Source organism: Vibrio aestuarianus (assembly GCF_028858425.1).
GTDB classification, from domain to species: Bacteria; Pseudomonadota; Gammaproteobacteria; order Enterobacterales; family Vibrionaceae; genus Vibrio; species Vibrio aestuarianus.
In genome coordinates this window covers 672,003-685,273 of the sequence record NZ_JAKNYQ010000001.1, presented here as the reverse complement: position 1 = coordinate 685,273, position 13,271 = coordinate 672,003, and the positions used below count along the sequence as shown (strand labels likewise).

12 protein-coding genes are annotated in these 13,271 nt (G+C 43.7%); 4 read left to right on the top strand and 8 right to left on the bottom strand.

Annotated elements, in window-relative coordinates:
* Positions 1-10: 10 nt before the first annotated feature.
* The 4 genes from MCT08_RS03330 to cobA all read right to left on the bottom strand — a co-directional run bounded on the left by MCT08_RS03330 (position 11) and on the right by cobA (position 5,131).
* Positions 11-1,735, bottom strand: coding sequence for an SLC13 family permease (locus tag MCT08_RS03330; protein WP_053309496.1), 1,725 nt, complete (start codon positions 1,733-1,735; stop codon positions 11-13).
* A 47-nt stretch (positions 1,736-1,782) separates the two neighbouring features.
* A complete protein-coding gene (cysN, locus tag MCT08_RS03325; protein ID WP_274677886.1) occupies positions 1,783-3,210 on the bottom strand; it encodes a sulfate adenylyltransferase subunit CysN in 1,428 nt (475 codons plus the stop codon).
* A 17-nt stretch (positions 3,211-3,227) separates the two neighbouring features.
* Positions 3,228-4,136: a sulfate adenylyltransferase subunit CysD gene (gene cysD / locus MCT08_RS03320; protein ID WP_053309498.1), complete on the bottom strand. Its 909-nt coding sequence runs from the start codon at positions 4,134-4,136 to the stop codon at positions 3,228-3,230.
* 98 nt (positions 4,137-4,234) lie between these two features.
* Entirely contained in the window at positions 4,235-5,131 is an 897-nt protein-coding gene (cobA, locus tag MCT08_RS03315; protein WP_274677885.1) for a uroporphyrinogen-III C-methyltransferase, read from the bottom strand.
* 287 nt (positions 5,132-5,418) lie between these two features.
* Between cobA and cpdB the strand changes: the two genes are divergently transcribed.
* A complete protein-coding gene (gene cpdB, locus MCT08_RS03310; RefSeq protein ID WP_168520879.1) occupies positions 5,419-7,380 on the top strand; it encodes a 2',3'-cyclic-nucleotide 2'-phosphodiesterase in 1,962 nt (653 codons plus the stop codon).
* 114 nt (positions 7,381-7,494) lie between these two features.
* Positions 7,495-8,073 carry a Crp/Fnr family transcriptional regulator gene (locus tag MCT08_RS03305; protein WP_053309501.1) on the top strand — a complete coding sequence of 193 codons (579 nt, stop codon included), beginning with the start codon at positions 7,495-7,497 and terminating at the stop codon, positions 8,071-8,073.
* Between the two features lie 26 nt (positions 8,074-8,099).
* Here MCT08_RS03305 and dbpA read toward each other — a convergent pair whose 3' ends face one another.
* Positions 8,100-9,485: an ATP-dependent RNA helicase DbpA gene (gene dbpA / locus MCT08_RS03300; protein ID WP_168520877.1), complete on the bottom strand. Its 1,386-nt coding sequence runs from the start codon at positions 9,483-9,485 to the stop codon at positions 8,100-8,102.
* A gap of 177 nt (positions 9,486-9,662) precedes the next feature.
* Here dbpA and MCT08_RS03295 point away from each other — a divergent pair, with 177 nt between their 5' ends.
* Positions 9,663-10,115, top strand: a complete 453-nt coding sequence (locus tag MCT08_RS03295; RefSeq protein WP_274677883.1) for a GNAT family N-acetyltransferase — start codon at positions 9,663-9,665, stop codon at positions 10,113-10,115.
* 30 nt (positions 10,116-10,145) lie between these two features.
* Here MCT08_RS03295 and MCT08_RS03290 read toward each other — a convergent pair whose 3' ends face one another.
* Positions 10,146-10,709 carry a LysM-like peptidoglycan-binding domain-containing protein gene (locus MCT08_RS03290; protein WP_274677882.1) on the bottom strand — a complete coding sequence of 188 codons (564 nt, stop codon included), beginning with the start codon at positions 10,707-10,709 and terminating at the stop codon, positions 10,146-10,148.
* 234 nt (positions 10,710-10,943) lie between these two features.
* On the opposite strand from MCT08_RS03290, the gene bamJ reads away from it, so the two are divergent.
* Entirely contained in the window at positions 10,944-11,564 is a 621-nt protein-coding gene (bamJ, locus tag MCT08_RS03285; RefSeq protein WP_053309505.1) for a BamJ family beta-barrel-assembly machinery protein, read from the top strand.
* Positions 11,565-11,865: 301 nt separating this feature from the next.
* Here bamJ and rplQ read toward each other — a convergent pair whose 3' ends face one another.
* Entirely contained in the window at positions 11,866-12,252 is a 387-nt protein-coding gene (gene rplQ, locus MCT08_RS03280) for a 50S ribosomal protein L17 (RefSeq protein ID WP_053309506.1), read from the bottom strand.
* A 26-nt stretch (positions 12,253-12,278) separates the two neighbouring features.
* Positions 12,279-13,271, bottom strand: a complete 993-nt coding sequence (locus MCT08_RS03275) for a DNA-directed RNA polymerase subunit alpha (RefSeq protein ID WP_053309507.1) — start codon at positions 13,269-13,271, stop codon at positions 12,279-12,281.

The window sequence follows — 13,271 nt, the reverse complement described above, 5'->3', positions numbered from 1 at the left end:
TTTTTATACATCAAAATGGAAAAAATTGAGGAATAAGTGTCAACACCAAAGCTGAATACACCAACGAAATTGGCACTCCGATTCGTACGTAATCGCTCAATTTATAATTTCCTACGCTGTAAACCAGTAAATTGGTTTGATAACCATAAGGGGAAATAAAGCTGGCACTGGCACCAAATAGCACTGCCATAATAAATGGCATCGGGTCAACGCCATAGCCAATCGCCATGCTGTAACCAATAGGAAAGGCCAGTGCGGCGGCTGCGTTGTTGGTCACTAGTTCAGTGAGCACTAAGGTGACAAAATAGGTCGCCACTAAAGCACCAAATACCCCCCATCCATTAAACGCTTCGATGAACATTTGCCCCATCCGAGCAGAAAGACCGGATGAGATCATCAGTTGTGCAATGGATAAAGCTGAACCAACGATCACCACAATATCAATCGGGAAACGGCGACGTAGTTCGTTGATTTGTACAATGCCACAAATCAACATCACCAATAGATAGCCCAATAAGCCTTTGATGATAGGAATGATCCCCAATAGCGAAGCGGCAATCACAGCAACAAACCCTATCAACACTAAACTGGATTTATGGCTATCAAGCTTGGCGCTAGAATCCAAATCATTGATCAGTACAAACTCGCGGCGATGTGCTCGACGTTCAGCATCAAAACGCTTACCAGGAACCAATACTAAGGTATCACCAGCGGTTAAAATTATATTGCCGAGCCCACCTTCTAAACGTTCATGACCACGACGAATCGCGACCACAACCGCATCAAATCGCTCACGAAATTGGCTTGATTTAAGTGTTTTATTACAAAAACTGGCTGATGAGCTCACCACCACTTCAACAAAACTTTGGCCGTTTAAATGATGTTGTCCAAACAACGTTAAACCTTGGATCTCTTGCAGAGTTGAAACACTTTCAATATCCCCACAAAACAGCAGGCGATCTTTGGCTTGCAGTATAAAGTCAGGATCAACCGATGCGACGGTTTCACCATTGCGGATCACTTCAGCTAAAAACAGTTTACGCAGTGCTCGTAAATTATTTTCACTGATACTCCGCCCCACCAGCGGTGATCCAGCTTCGACTCTAGCTTCTAAGAAATAAGGTAAATCCTCTTGGCTTTGATCATCGTAATTCGGCAAAAAATAACTGAGCGGAATTAAGATTAAAACACCACCGAATAAGACCGCAAGTCCAATCATCGTCGGCGCGAAAAATCCCAAACTCGGCAAGCCGGCATCTTCCACAAAGCTGTTAATAATGAGGTTGGTTGACGTTCCTATCAGAGTTAATGTGCCACCAAAAATGGCCGCATAAGAAAGTGGGATCAATAACTTAGAAGGCGCATGTTGTTGATTACGCTTAACTGCGCCAATCAATGACACCACGACGGCAGTATTGTTGGTAAATGATGAAAGCAGCGCTGTTGATAAGCCTAATTTAGCTACCACGGACCCAAGCGTGCCTTCGGAAATACTACGGCTCACCCAACTGATCAAACGTGTTTTCTCTAAAGCAGCCGAAGCCAGCACCAGAAGAATTAACGTTAATAGTGATGAGTTAGTGAAGTTTGCCGCAACACTTTTTAGCTCGATCATTCCTGCCATAAACGCCACAAAAGCGGCACCCGCAAAAATGAAACTAGGCTTAATACGAGTTGCAAGCAAGCAAGTAATAATGCCGAGCAAAATTGCTAACACCAATCCTTGTTCCCACATAACTCATCCCTCAATAAGAGAGTGATCACTCACTCTCACAACAATGACTACTTTAATAATTGACTGAGATCTTTTGCGTCCCAATGTGGGAAATGCTTGCGGATCAGAGCATTTAATTCAATTTCGAAAGCAGAATGATGGTTTTCATCGTGCGCTAAGTTTTGTAGGCTATCACGCACTAAACCAGCTCCAACTGTTACGTTAGTAAGACGATCAATAATGATAAAACCGCCGGTATTGGCGCTGTCTAAGTACTTGTCGAGAGCAATCGACTCATTCAATGACCATTCGCACAACCCAATACCATTGAGCGGCAGCTCATCACTTTGATAGGTCGAAAGGTTATTGATGTCATATTGATGACGAATAGCCTTTACTTGACCAACCGTTTTCTTACCTGCAATTTTGATGTTGTACTCGCGACCCGCCTGAAGTGGTTGCTCAGTCATCCACACCACATCCGCCAATAGGTGGTTGGTTGAGTCAACACTTGCCCCTTCAAGGACAATTAAGTCACCACGACTAATGTCGATTTCATCTGTCAGTGTCAAGGTAACCGCCTGGCCTGCCTGCGCTTGTTCTAGATCACCATCGAAAGTGACAATGCGGGCAATGGTCGATTGTTTGCCCGATGGCAATGCTTTGATTGAATCACCGACGTTGATGCGACCTGATGCTATCGTGCCCGCAAAACCTCGAAAGTCGAGATTCGGGCGGTTGACGTACTGCACTGGAAAACGAAATTCGCCCGCGCCTTTTTCTTGATCAACATCGACATCTTCAAGTAACTCAAGTAGAGATGGTCCTTGATACCAGTCCATAAACTGACTCGCCTCGACCACGTTATCACCTTCTAATGCTGAAATCGGGATGATCTGAATATCGATCTCACCTTGCAGGTGTTTAGAAAACTCCAAATAATCTTGGCGAATTTGCTCAAAACGCTCTTGTGCATAATCAACCAAGTCCATTTTATTGACCGCGACCACAAAATGCTTCAAGCCCAATAAGTTGGAGATGAATGAATGACGACGTGTTTGATCTAAAATCCCTTTACGGGCATCAATCAGAATCACCGCAAGATCACACGTTGAAGCTCCAGTGGCCATATTGCGCGTGTATTGCTCATGCCCAGGAGTATCGGCAATGATGAATTTTCGTTTTTGAGTTGAGAAATAACGGTACGCGACATCAATCGTGATGCCTTGTTCACGTTCGGCTTGCAAACCATCCACCAGCAGCGCCAAATCAGGACGTTCGCCAGTCGTACCAACACGCTGACTATCGGAATGCACTGCGGCTAATTGATCTTCATAAATCTGCTTTGAATCATGAAGCAGACGACCAATTAAGGTACTTTTTCCATCATCTACCGAACCACATGTGAGAAATCTAAGTAGCGATTTGTGTTGGTGTTGAGTGAGGTAACCTTCAATACCTAGCTCAGAAAGTTGAGCTTGAACTGCACTATTCATAATCTTTCCTTAGATCCTTAGAAGTAACCTTGGCGTTTTTTCAATTCCATCGATCCCGACTGATCGTGGTCGATCGCACGGCCTTGTCGTTCACTCGATGTGGCAACGAGCATCTCTTCAATAATACCGGTCAAGGTATTCGCTTTGGATTCAACAGCGCCAGTCAGCGGGTAACAACCGAGAGTGCGGAAGCGAACACTTTTGTATTCAACCTTTTCACCCGGCTCAAGTTTCATACGGTTATCATCAACCATGATCAACATGCCATCACGCTCGACCACAGGACGAATTTCAGACAGATATAGCGGTACGATCTCAATATTTTCTAGATAGATGTACTGCCAAATATCAAGCTCAGTCCAGTTCGACAAAGGAAATACGCGAATGCTTTCGCCCTTGTTTACTTGGCCGTTATAGGTCTTCCATAATTCTGGACGTTGGTTTTTAGGATCCCACGTGTGGTTTTTATCTCGAAATGAATAGACCCGCTCTTTGGCGCGAGATTTCTCTTCATCACGACGAGCACCACCAAAAGCAGCATCAAAACCGTACTTATTCAGCGCTTGCTTAAGCCCTTGAGTTTTCATGATATCGGTGTGTTTTGAAGATCCATGAACAAAGGGACTGCACCCCATTGCTAGACCTTCTGGGTTTTTGTGCACCAGTAGCTCAAAACCATATTTTTGTGCTGCACGATCACGAAATTCGATCATCTCGCGAAACTTCCAGTCAGTATCGACATGCAGCAAAGGAAACGGAATTTTTCCTGGGTAAAAGGCTTTACGTGCTAGATGCAACATGACGGATGAATCTTTACCGATCGAGTACATCATTACTGGGTTATCAAACTCAGCCGCCACTTCACGAATAATGTGAATACTTTCCGCTTCGAGCTGCTGTAAATGGGTTAAGCGTTGTTGGTCCATCTTCATGCTTCCTTTTGGCTCGCAGTGCGAGCGTGTTGCAATGAGAGTCATTGATACAATCGTATTTTCAGAGCGTTACTACGCCCTTATGATTAGAATTAGGCGTAATTGATGTGAGTGGTCTCAATCGCTTGGCCGTGCTGAAATGCCGGCTCACCAAACCAATGCAGCTTGTCAGACAACGCAACGACTTCACCGACCACAATTAAGGAAGGCGCTTGTGCTTTTGCTGCCAATTGAGATAAATCGCTAAGCTGACCTTTGAAAACTTGCTGTGTTCGCTGAGTACCGCGTTCAATGATCGCGATCGGTGTGGTGGCTTGGCGGCCATGCTCAATCAACTGATCTTGGATATAACTCGACTTCATCAACCCCATATAAATCACCAAGGTTTGATTACCACGGGCTAGCGTTGACCAATCCATATCATCGTTTTCAGCTTTTAAATGACCAGTAACGAATAAGGCTGATTGAGCATAATCTCGATGAGTTAGTGGGATGCCAGCATAAGCCGTCGCGCCTGCAGCTGCGGTAATCCCAGGGATCACCTGAAACTTAACTCCGGCATCGAACAAGACTTCCAGCTCTTCACCACCGCGCCCAAAGATAAAAGGATCACCACCTTTAATGCGCACTACTTTATGACCTTGCTTGGCAAAATCGACCAATAACTGATTGGTTTTGTGTTGCGGAACACTGTGATGACCAGCTCTTTTACCAACACAAACTAAAATGGTTTCACTGGATACCAAAGACATGATTTCATCTGAAACCAAGTAATCATAAAGCACCACATCGGCCTGCTGCAGAAAGCTCAACGCTTTTAAAGTTAATAATTCAGGATCACCAGGACCTGCGCCAATTAGTGCTACTTCGCCTGAAGCAAGTTGGCTTTTTACGTACGATGGCGTGCTAGGAACTAGGGTTTGAGCATTCACAGCAATGAGGCGTGGCCCTTTTACCGGAAGCTGAGAAATTGTGTCCTTACCTGTCATTATCGTCATCCATAACTGAATTTATAGATGCATTATGGCGAGGTCTTTATATTACCTGAAATTCTAAAATTTCATTTTTTATATCAAAAGCTGATAAGGGATTAATTCGCTATCACAATAAAATCACTTATTTTTGATGAAAAAGTCATGAATGTTGGGATCTTGGCTACAGAATGCCACCAAGTTAACGCTTAACATCACAAATTAATCCTCATTGAAATCATTGTTTCATGAGCTTTTGATACATTACACCAGTTATTTATTTCCCCTATATAATGGAGTACACAATGAAAGTGGCAGTGAAACCTCTATCAATAGCCGTTCTTGGCGGTATGTTGGCCATGGCTGGCCCCGCAATGGCTGACACAATTAAGCTTCGTATTGTCGAAACAACCGACATCCATACCAATGTGATGGATTACGACTATTACAAAGATAAGCCATCCAACCAAATCGGATTATCTCGCGCTGCCACCCTGGTCAAACAAGCTCGTAATGAAGTTCAAAACAGCGTATTAGTGGACAATGGTGACTTAATCCAAGGTAGCCCAATGGGTGATTACATGGCAGCCAAAGGAATCAAAGCTGGCGAAGTCCATCCTGTCTATAAAGCCATGAATCAGCTCGGTTATGATGTAGGTAACATTGGTAACCATGAATTTAACTACGGTTTATCTTTCTTAGCAGAAACCATCAATGACGCTGATTTCCCTTATGTAAACGCGAACGTTTACGATCAAAAAACCGGTAAGCACTACTTCAAACCCTACCTAATTAAGACACACACTTTTAAAGATACCGACGGTAACGCTCATCAAATTAAAGTTGGTTATATCGGTTTTGTACCACCACAAATTATGGTGTGGGATAAGAAAAACCTTGAAGGGCAAGTGGTAGCCAAAGATATCAAAGAAACCGCTGAGCAGTTGATCCCACAAATGAAACAAGAAGGCGCAGATGTGATTGTGGCTATTCCACACTCAGGGGTGTCATCTGACCCGCACAAAACAGGGGCGGAAAACTCGGTTTATTACCTCACACAAGTAAAAGGTATTGATGCCATCGCTTTTGGTCACTCACATGCGGTTTTCCCAAGCAAAGATTTTGCGAAATTACCGGGAGCTGACGTTGAAAAAGGCACTATTAATGGCGTAACTGCGGTAATGCCAGGACGCTGGGGCAGCCATGTTGGCGTCATGGACCTCACTTTAGAAAATAAAGATGGTAAGTGGAGTGTGGTAGACGGCCAATCACAAGCTCGTCCTATTTTCGACAAAGCTAACAAAACATCACTGGCTGAAGCCGATGCTGGCATCGTAAAAGCATTGCAAGATGATCACAAAGGTACTCGCGAATTTGTTAACCAACCGATTGGTAAAGCGAATGACGTGATGTACAGCTTCTTAGCATTAGTACAAGACGACCCAACGGTGCAAATCGTTAACCTCGCTCAGAAAGATTATGTAGAACGCTTTATTCAAGGTGATCCTAGCCTTGATGGCTTACCAGTTCTTTCTGCTGCGGCTCCATTTAAAGCAGGTGGTCGCAAAAATGACCCTTCTAACTTTACCGAAGTCGAAGCAGGTCAACTGACGTTCCGTAATGCTGCTGACTTATATCTCTATCCAAACACGCTAGTTGCACTCAAAATGACAGGTCACGAAGTGAAAGAGTGGTTAGAGTGCAGCGCAGGCCAATTTAGACAAATTGATATCAACAGTACAGCACCTCAGCAGTTAATTGACTGGGATGGCTTCCGCACTTACAACTTCGATGTGATGGATGGTGTGAACTATCAGATCGACGTGACTCAACCAGCAAAATACGATGGTGATTGTAAAGTTCAACATGAAGGCGCAGAACGTATTGTCGGTTTGACTTACCAAGGTAAGCCTATCGATATGAAGCAGACCTTCATTGTGGCCACCAATAACTACCGCGCTTACAGCAATAAGTTTGCAGGAACTGGTACAGAGTTCATCGCTTTTGATTCACCTGATGAAAACCGCACTGTTGTTGCAGACTATATTTCTCGCGTGAGCCAAGAAAAAGGGCTGGTAAACCCAAGCGCTGACAATAACTGGTCATTTGCACCGATAAAAACCGATACAGCGTTGGATATTCGTTTTGAAACATCACCAAGTGACAAAGCGGCACAATTTATCAAGGACAAAGGTCAGTATCCAATGACCAAAGTTGCCACTGACGATGTTGGCTTCGCGGTTTATAAAATTGACCTAACGAAATAACTGATTCAATATCCAGATTATTTATCTTCAAACGCAGCCATTGGCTGCGTTTTTTATTACTCACTAAAATCAAGGTAAGATAGAAGCTCTATCAACAAGAAGGCTCATCATGAAATGGATGTCGATTTTTACCAGCAGTTATTCCGCCACGGTTTTGCGCAAGATGATATCGAACACTTACTCACTATTGCCAAACCATTAGAGCTACCAACAAGACATATACTAGTCAATCAAGGCGAATACGCTGACGAATTCTACTTTGTACTACAAGGTGTTTGTCATGCCTGCTATCTCACCGAGCAAGGCAAACAATTCAGCAAAGAATTTTATTGGGAAAAAGACTGGGTGATAGGATTCGAGAGTTTGATCAATCATCAACCCTCCCCTTATTTATTAGAGACACTCACTCCGGTACAACTGTTATGTATTCCGATGCAGACATTGCAGAAATGGCGTGACAATGCTCATCCCATTTATCTTAAGCTGTTGGAAACACAATTGAGGTATAAAGAAAACAAAGAACGGTTCATGCTGCTGCATTCGCCACAACAGCGTTATCAACTGTTGTGCCAACACTTTCCTGAGCTATGTGAGCGTATTAATGAACAACATATTGCGGCTTATCTTGGTATTACCCCCATCAGCCTTAGCAGAATCAAAGCACGCATAAACGCAAAAGCCAGCGCAAATTAGCGCTGGCTCAATTAAACCTAACCTGACTACTTAAGTAGACGCGCTCGGAATTGACGACCTTTCATTTTGCCAGACTCCATCTTTTTCAGTGCTTTTTTAGCAACTGACTTATGTACGGCCACATAAGCACGCATCGCAAATAGGTTAATCTTGCCAACATATTGGCCATCAATACCACCATCACTGGTTAAAGCACCCAAAATATCGCCTGGACGTACTTTCTGCTTTTTGCCGCCATCAATCTGAATCGTCACCATATTAGCTTGATATGGCTGTCGATTCATCGCACTTGAATCTGGTAGTTTCGCCGGCTCGATAGGCATATCCATGTATTCATCAATCATGGCTACACGATGCATTTCATTATCACTAAAGAAGCTGAACGCTAAACCTTTGCTACCCGCTCGGCCAGTACGACCAATACGGTGTACGTGCACTTCAGGATCACGTGAAAGCTCAAAGTTGAATACTGCATCTAAGTTATCCACGTCTAAACCACGCGCGGCCACATCCGTCGCAACCAGAATAGAGATACTCTTGTTAGCGAATTGAACTAACGCTTGATCGCGGTCGCGCTGCTCTAAATCACCATGCAGTTCAATCACACTAAAACCTTTATGGTGTAGTTCATCGGCAACGTTTTGCACTTCTTTCTTTGTATTACAGAACACAACTGCAGATTCTGGCTGATGATGCAAAAGCAGTAACTCGAGTGCTTGGTCGCGAGCTTCTGTCCCTTCGACTTTATAAAAATATTGTTGAATGCTGGACGTATCGTGCGTCGATTCAACTTTAACCATTTCAGGTTCACGCATAATACGCTGAGCAATCTGCTTAATTTGAGCAGGGAATGTTGCACTAAATAGCAACGTTTGGCGTGAAGCAGGAGTTTCACTAATGATCGCATCTAGCGCGTCTTGGAAACCCATTTCGAGCATTCTATCCGCTTCATCCAGCACCAGGGTATTGAGCTCAGATAGGTCGATACGCCCTTTTTCAAGGTGATCCAAAATACGACCAGGTGTACCAACTAAAATATGTGCACCATGCTCTAGGGAGCCAATTTGTGGTCCCATCGGCATACCACCACATAAAGTGAGTACCTTGATGTTATGAATCGCTCGGCCTAAAGTACGGATTTCAGTCGCCACCTGATCAGCCAGCTCACGAGTTGGGCATAGTACGAGCGACTGCACGCGAAAGCGTTTTACATTCAAATTAGACAAGACGCCCAAACCAAAAGCCGCGGTTTTACCTGAGCCGGTTTTTCCTTGGCCAATCACGTCCTTACCCGCCAAAATGGTTGGCAAGCTTAGCGCCTGAATCGGCGTCATCTTGGTATAACCCAATGTGTCGAGGTTTGAAAGAAGTTCTGGCTTTAAACTCACAGCCGAAAAAGTGGTATTGCTCAAGGGGACGTCCTTTGGTTAGACGAAAATTAAACGCCTATTATCGTTATTTAACCTCTTGTGGCTAGCGAATCTTTGCCGAGCATCACACAAGTTACTCAACTTAACTTAACCTTTGTTAATGAATCATGCACTTAAGCTTGCTACATTACAGATATTAATAAACCGAGGAGTCTACAAATGATCACCTGGCAATGTCTTTCCTTTTCACAACTAACCACCCAACAACTCTACGACTTGCTCAAACTAAGAGTAAATGTTTTTGTGGTTGAGCAAAATTGCCCATATCCAGAGCTGGACGATAAAGATACTCAAGCGGGTGTCTTCCATTTAATCGGTTATCAACAACAACAGATCGTTGCATGTGCAAGATTATTGCCCGCGGGTATTAGCTACCCCAGTGTCAGTATTGGACGCGTGGCGACAAAAGCAGAAGCAAGAGGAATAGGACTCGGCCACCAACTGATCCAACAAGCGTTAGATAATTGCCAAGCATTATGGCCAAACCAAGATATTGAAATTGGTGCCCAGCAGTATTTAGCTAAGTTTTACCAATCCTATGGATTTGATCAAACATCTGATATGTATCTAGAAGATGATATCCCGCATATTGATATGAAGCTGTCTCGATAACGAGTATGAACATCACCACTACGCCATCATTTATTTACTGCGGCCAAACCCACCATCAGAGAGCCTAAAAAACATCACTGACTGGTTATTCTTTTCAAGCTGAAGGATATCAAGTTGGCCATTGGCGGCGAGTTTAAAACGAACAAGCTGTCCTTGCGTTATCTGACTAAGTGGTTTATCACCACCTTCAATCTTGACCAACGCATTGAGATCGGACATCGGTAAATCATTGGCACGGAAAACTTGCGATAAAGTATCACCACTTTTAACAGTGTATTCTTGCCAATTTTCTGATTTCAAAGAAGATTGTTGAGCACTTCTTTGTTGGCTCAAACCTGTGGTATCAATATTAATATTTACCCGTTCATTGCTCTTCTTTGGTGCTTTTAATGATTCACTACTTGGCATAGGAATGATCAACAGCAGCACAACAACAGGCGTTAATACAGCTAAAGCTCGTCGATGCAATTTAGGTAAAGCTTGCCAATAGGTACGTACACGCCCTCCCCATATCCGCCATTCAAACGAGTGCCACTTTTGTTGGATAAGAGCTAAATAATCTGTTTGCGGTTTCTTTTTATAACGACGATTCATCTCTACCCGTCTCCTTTAATTTCAACCTACAGTATAAAAACTCAAGAACGAACAGTATAGAGCTATACGCGTGATATCGTAAACGTTGACACAAACTTAAACATTTTTCTGGGTGATCTGCGATTTGTCACAACCTGAACGATTGAATTCAGATATCACGTGTTACCGTTTCATCCGTTGGCTGAAACTGCTATTCTTTGGCCTTTGTTTATTTAGATAAAAGAGTGACAGTTTATGTCTGAAGTAAAATTTGAAACTGTAGAGCAAAAAGCAAGTTACGGTATTGGTCTACAAATGGGTCAACAGCTTGCTGGTAGCGGCCTAGACGGTCTAAATGTTGACGCTATCGCAGCTGGCATTGCAACGGCACTAGTAGGCGAAATGCCATCAATTGAGATTGATGAAATCAATAACGCACTGCAAGAATTACACACACGTGCTGAATCTGCACGTCAAGAAGCAGCAAAAGCTGCAGCTGCTGATGGTGAAGTATTCTTAGCAGATAATGCATTACGCTCTGAAGTGACTGTTCTTGAGTCTGGCCTACAGTACGAAATCATCACTGAAGGTACTGGTGAGATCCCAACATCTGACAAACAAGTACGCGTTCATTACCACGGTGAATTAACAGATGGTACTGTATTTGACAGCTCAGTATCTCGTGGACAACCTGCTGAGTTCCCTGTTACAGGTGTAATTAAAGGTTGGGTAGAAGCTCTTCAACTAATGCCTGTTGGTTCTAAATGGAAGTTATACATTCCACAAGATCTTGCCTACGGCGAGCGCGGTGCCGGTGCAGCAATTCCTCCATTCGCAGCACTAGTATTCGAAGTAGAGCTACTTGATATCCTATAAGATAGTCTTATAACGGATGACCAAAGGTTGGCAATTGCCAGCCTTTTTTATATCGCCAATATAATACCAACCGCAGTAAATAACTGGTCACCCTAACTTATTTAAATACCCAATAACTGCGTTAGAACTTTTGATTGTAGAATAACTACTTATCGAAAAATTCCACCGTATTATCAAGCATTTTTCCTACGCTATTTCTGAACACTTACTTACTGGGCTTGGTATAAGCTGTAATTTGCTTTATTTCAGATACAAAAAAGCCGAGCATTACTGCTCGGCTTTTTTATTATATACGAACTGATTACTCAGCAGCAGCTTCTACAGCTACTTCTGGGCGATCTACAAGCTCAATGTAAGCCATTGGAGCTTTATCACCAGTACGGAAACCGGCTTTAAGGATACGTGTGTAACCGCCTTGACGGGCAGCGAAACGTGGACCTAGTTCGTTAAATAGTTTTGCTACAACTTCGTTATCACGAGTGCGAGCAAATGCTAGACGACGGTTTGCAACGCTGTCAGTCTTAGCTAGTGTAATCAAAGGCTCAACGACGCGACGTAGCTCTTTTGCTTTTGGCAAAGTAGTCTTGATAACTTCATGACGTACTAGAGAGCTAGCCATGTTGCTGAACATCGCTTTGCGATGACTGCTGTTGCGGTTGAGTTGACGACCACTCTTACGATGGCGCATGACCTAATCCTTCTAACTAGTATCGATTAATCTTCAGCGATAGACGCTGGCGGCCAGTTCTCTAGGCGCATACCTAAAGATAGACCACGTGATGCAAGCACGTCTTTAATCTCTGTAAGAGATTTCTTACCAAGGTTTGGCGTTTTAAGTAGCTCAACCTCAGTGCGCTGTACTAGATCACCGATGTAGTGAATCGCTTCTGCTTTCAGACAGTTAGCAGAGCGAACTGTTAGTTCAAGATCGTCTACAGGACGCAGTAGGATTGGATCGAATTCTGGCTTCTCTTCCTTCTCCTCAGGTACACGTACATCACGAAGATCTACGAACGCATCCAATTGCTCAGCAAGAATAGTTGCTGCGCGACGGATAGCTTCCTCAGGTTCTAGAGTACCGTTCGTTTCCATATCGATAACAAGCTTGTCTAAATCAGTGCGCTGTTCTACACGAGCTGCATCTACAGAGTAGGCAATTTTGTCTACTGGGCTGTAAGTTGCATCTACAAGTAGACGACCGATTGGACGCTCATCTTCTTCAGTATGGATACGAGCTGAAGCTGGAACATAACCACGACCACGCTCTACTTTGATACGCATAGCGATCTCAGCATTGTCATCCGTTAGGTGACAAATCACGTGCTCAGGGTTAGTGATCTCTACATCACCATCATGGGTGATGTCACCTGCAACAACAGGGCCCGAGCCTGATTTGTTCAGCGTAATGAACACTTCATCTTTGCCTTCGGCAACGCGTACAGCTAAACCCTTAAGGTTTAAAAGGATCTCAAGGATATCTTCTTGAACGCCTTCTTTAGTGCTGTACTCGTGTAGTACGCCTTCAATCTCTACTTCAGTGACAGCACAACCTGGCATTGAAGATAATAGAATACGGCGAAGTGCATTACCCAGAGTATGGCCGAAACCACGCTCTAACGGCTCAAGAGTTACTTTTGCGTGTGTCGTGCTGATCTGTTCGATATCAACAAGACGTGGCTTAAGAAATTCTGTTACAGAACCCTGCAT

What these genes read in the sequence shown, in the direction of transcription:
- bamJ (WP_053309505.1), top strand. Translation starts at nt 10,944, where the DNA reads ATGTCTGAAGTAAAATTTGAAACTGTAGAGCAAAAAGCAAGTTACGGT.
- MCT08_RS03290 (WP_274677882.1), bottom strand. Translation starts at nt 10,709, where the DNA reads ATGAATCGTCGTTATAAAAAGAAACCGCAAACAGATTATTTAGCTCTT.
- rplQ (WP_053309506.1), bottom strand. Translation starts at nt 12,252, where the DNA reads ATGCGCCATCGTAAGAGTGGTCGTCAACTCAACCGCAACAGCAGTCAT.
- cobA (WP_274677885.1), bottom strand. Translation starts at nt 5,131, where the DNA reads ATGACAGGTAAGGACACAATTTCTCAGCTTCCGGTAAAAGGGCCACGC.
- MCT08_RS03295 (WP_274677883.1), top strand. Translation starts at nt 9,663, where the DNA reads ATGATCACCTGGCAATGTCTTTCCTTTTCACAACTAACCACCCAACAA.
- cpdB (WP_168520879.1), top strand. Translation starts at nt 5,419, where the DNA reads ATGAAAGTGGCAGTGAAACCTCTATCAATAGCCGTTCTTGGCGGTATG.
- MCT08_RS03305 (WP_053309501.1), top strand. Translation starts at nt 7,495, where the DNA reads ATGGATGTCGATTTTTACCAGCAGTTATTCCGCCACGGTTTTGCGCAA.
- MCT08_RS03330 (WP_053309496.1), bottom strand. Translation starts at nt 1,735, where the DNA reads ATGTGGGAACAAGGATTGGTGTTAGCAATTTTGCTCGGCATTATTACT.
- MCT08_RS03275 (WP_053309507.1), bottom strand. Translation starts at nt 13,271, where the DNA reads ATGCAGGGTTCTGTAACAGAATTTCTTAAGCCACGTCTTGTTGATATC.
- cysN (WP_274677886.1), bottom strand. Translation starts at nt 3,210, where the DNA reads ATGAATAGTGCAGTTCAAGCTCAACTTTCTGAGCTAGGTATTGAAGGT.
- cysD (WP_053309498.1), bottom strand. Translation starts at nt 4,136, where the DNA reads ATGGACCAACAACGCTTAACCCATTTACAGCAGCTCGAAGCGGAAAGT.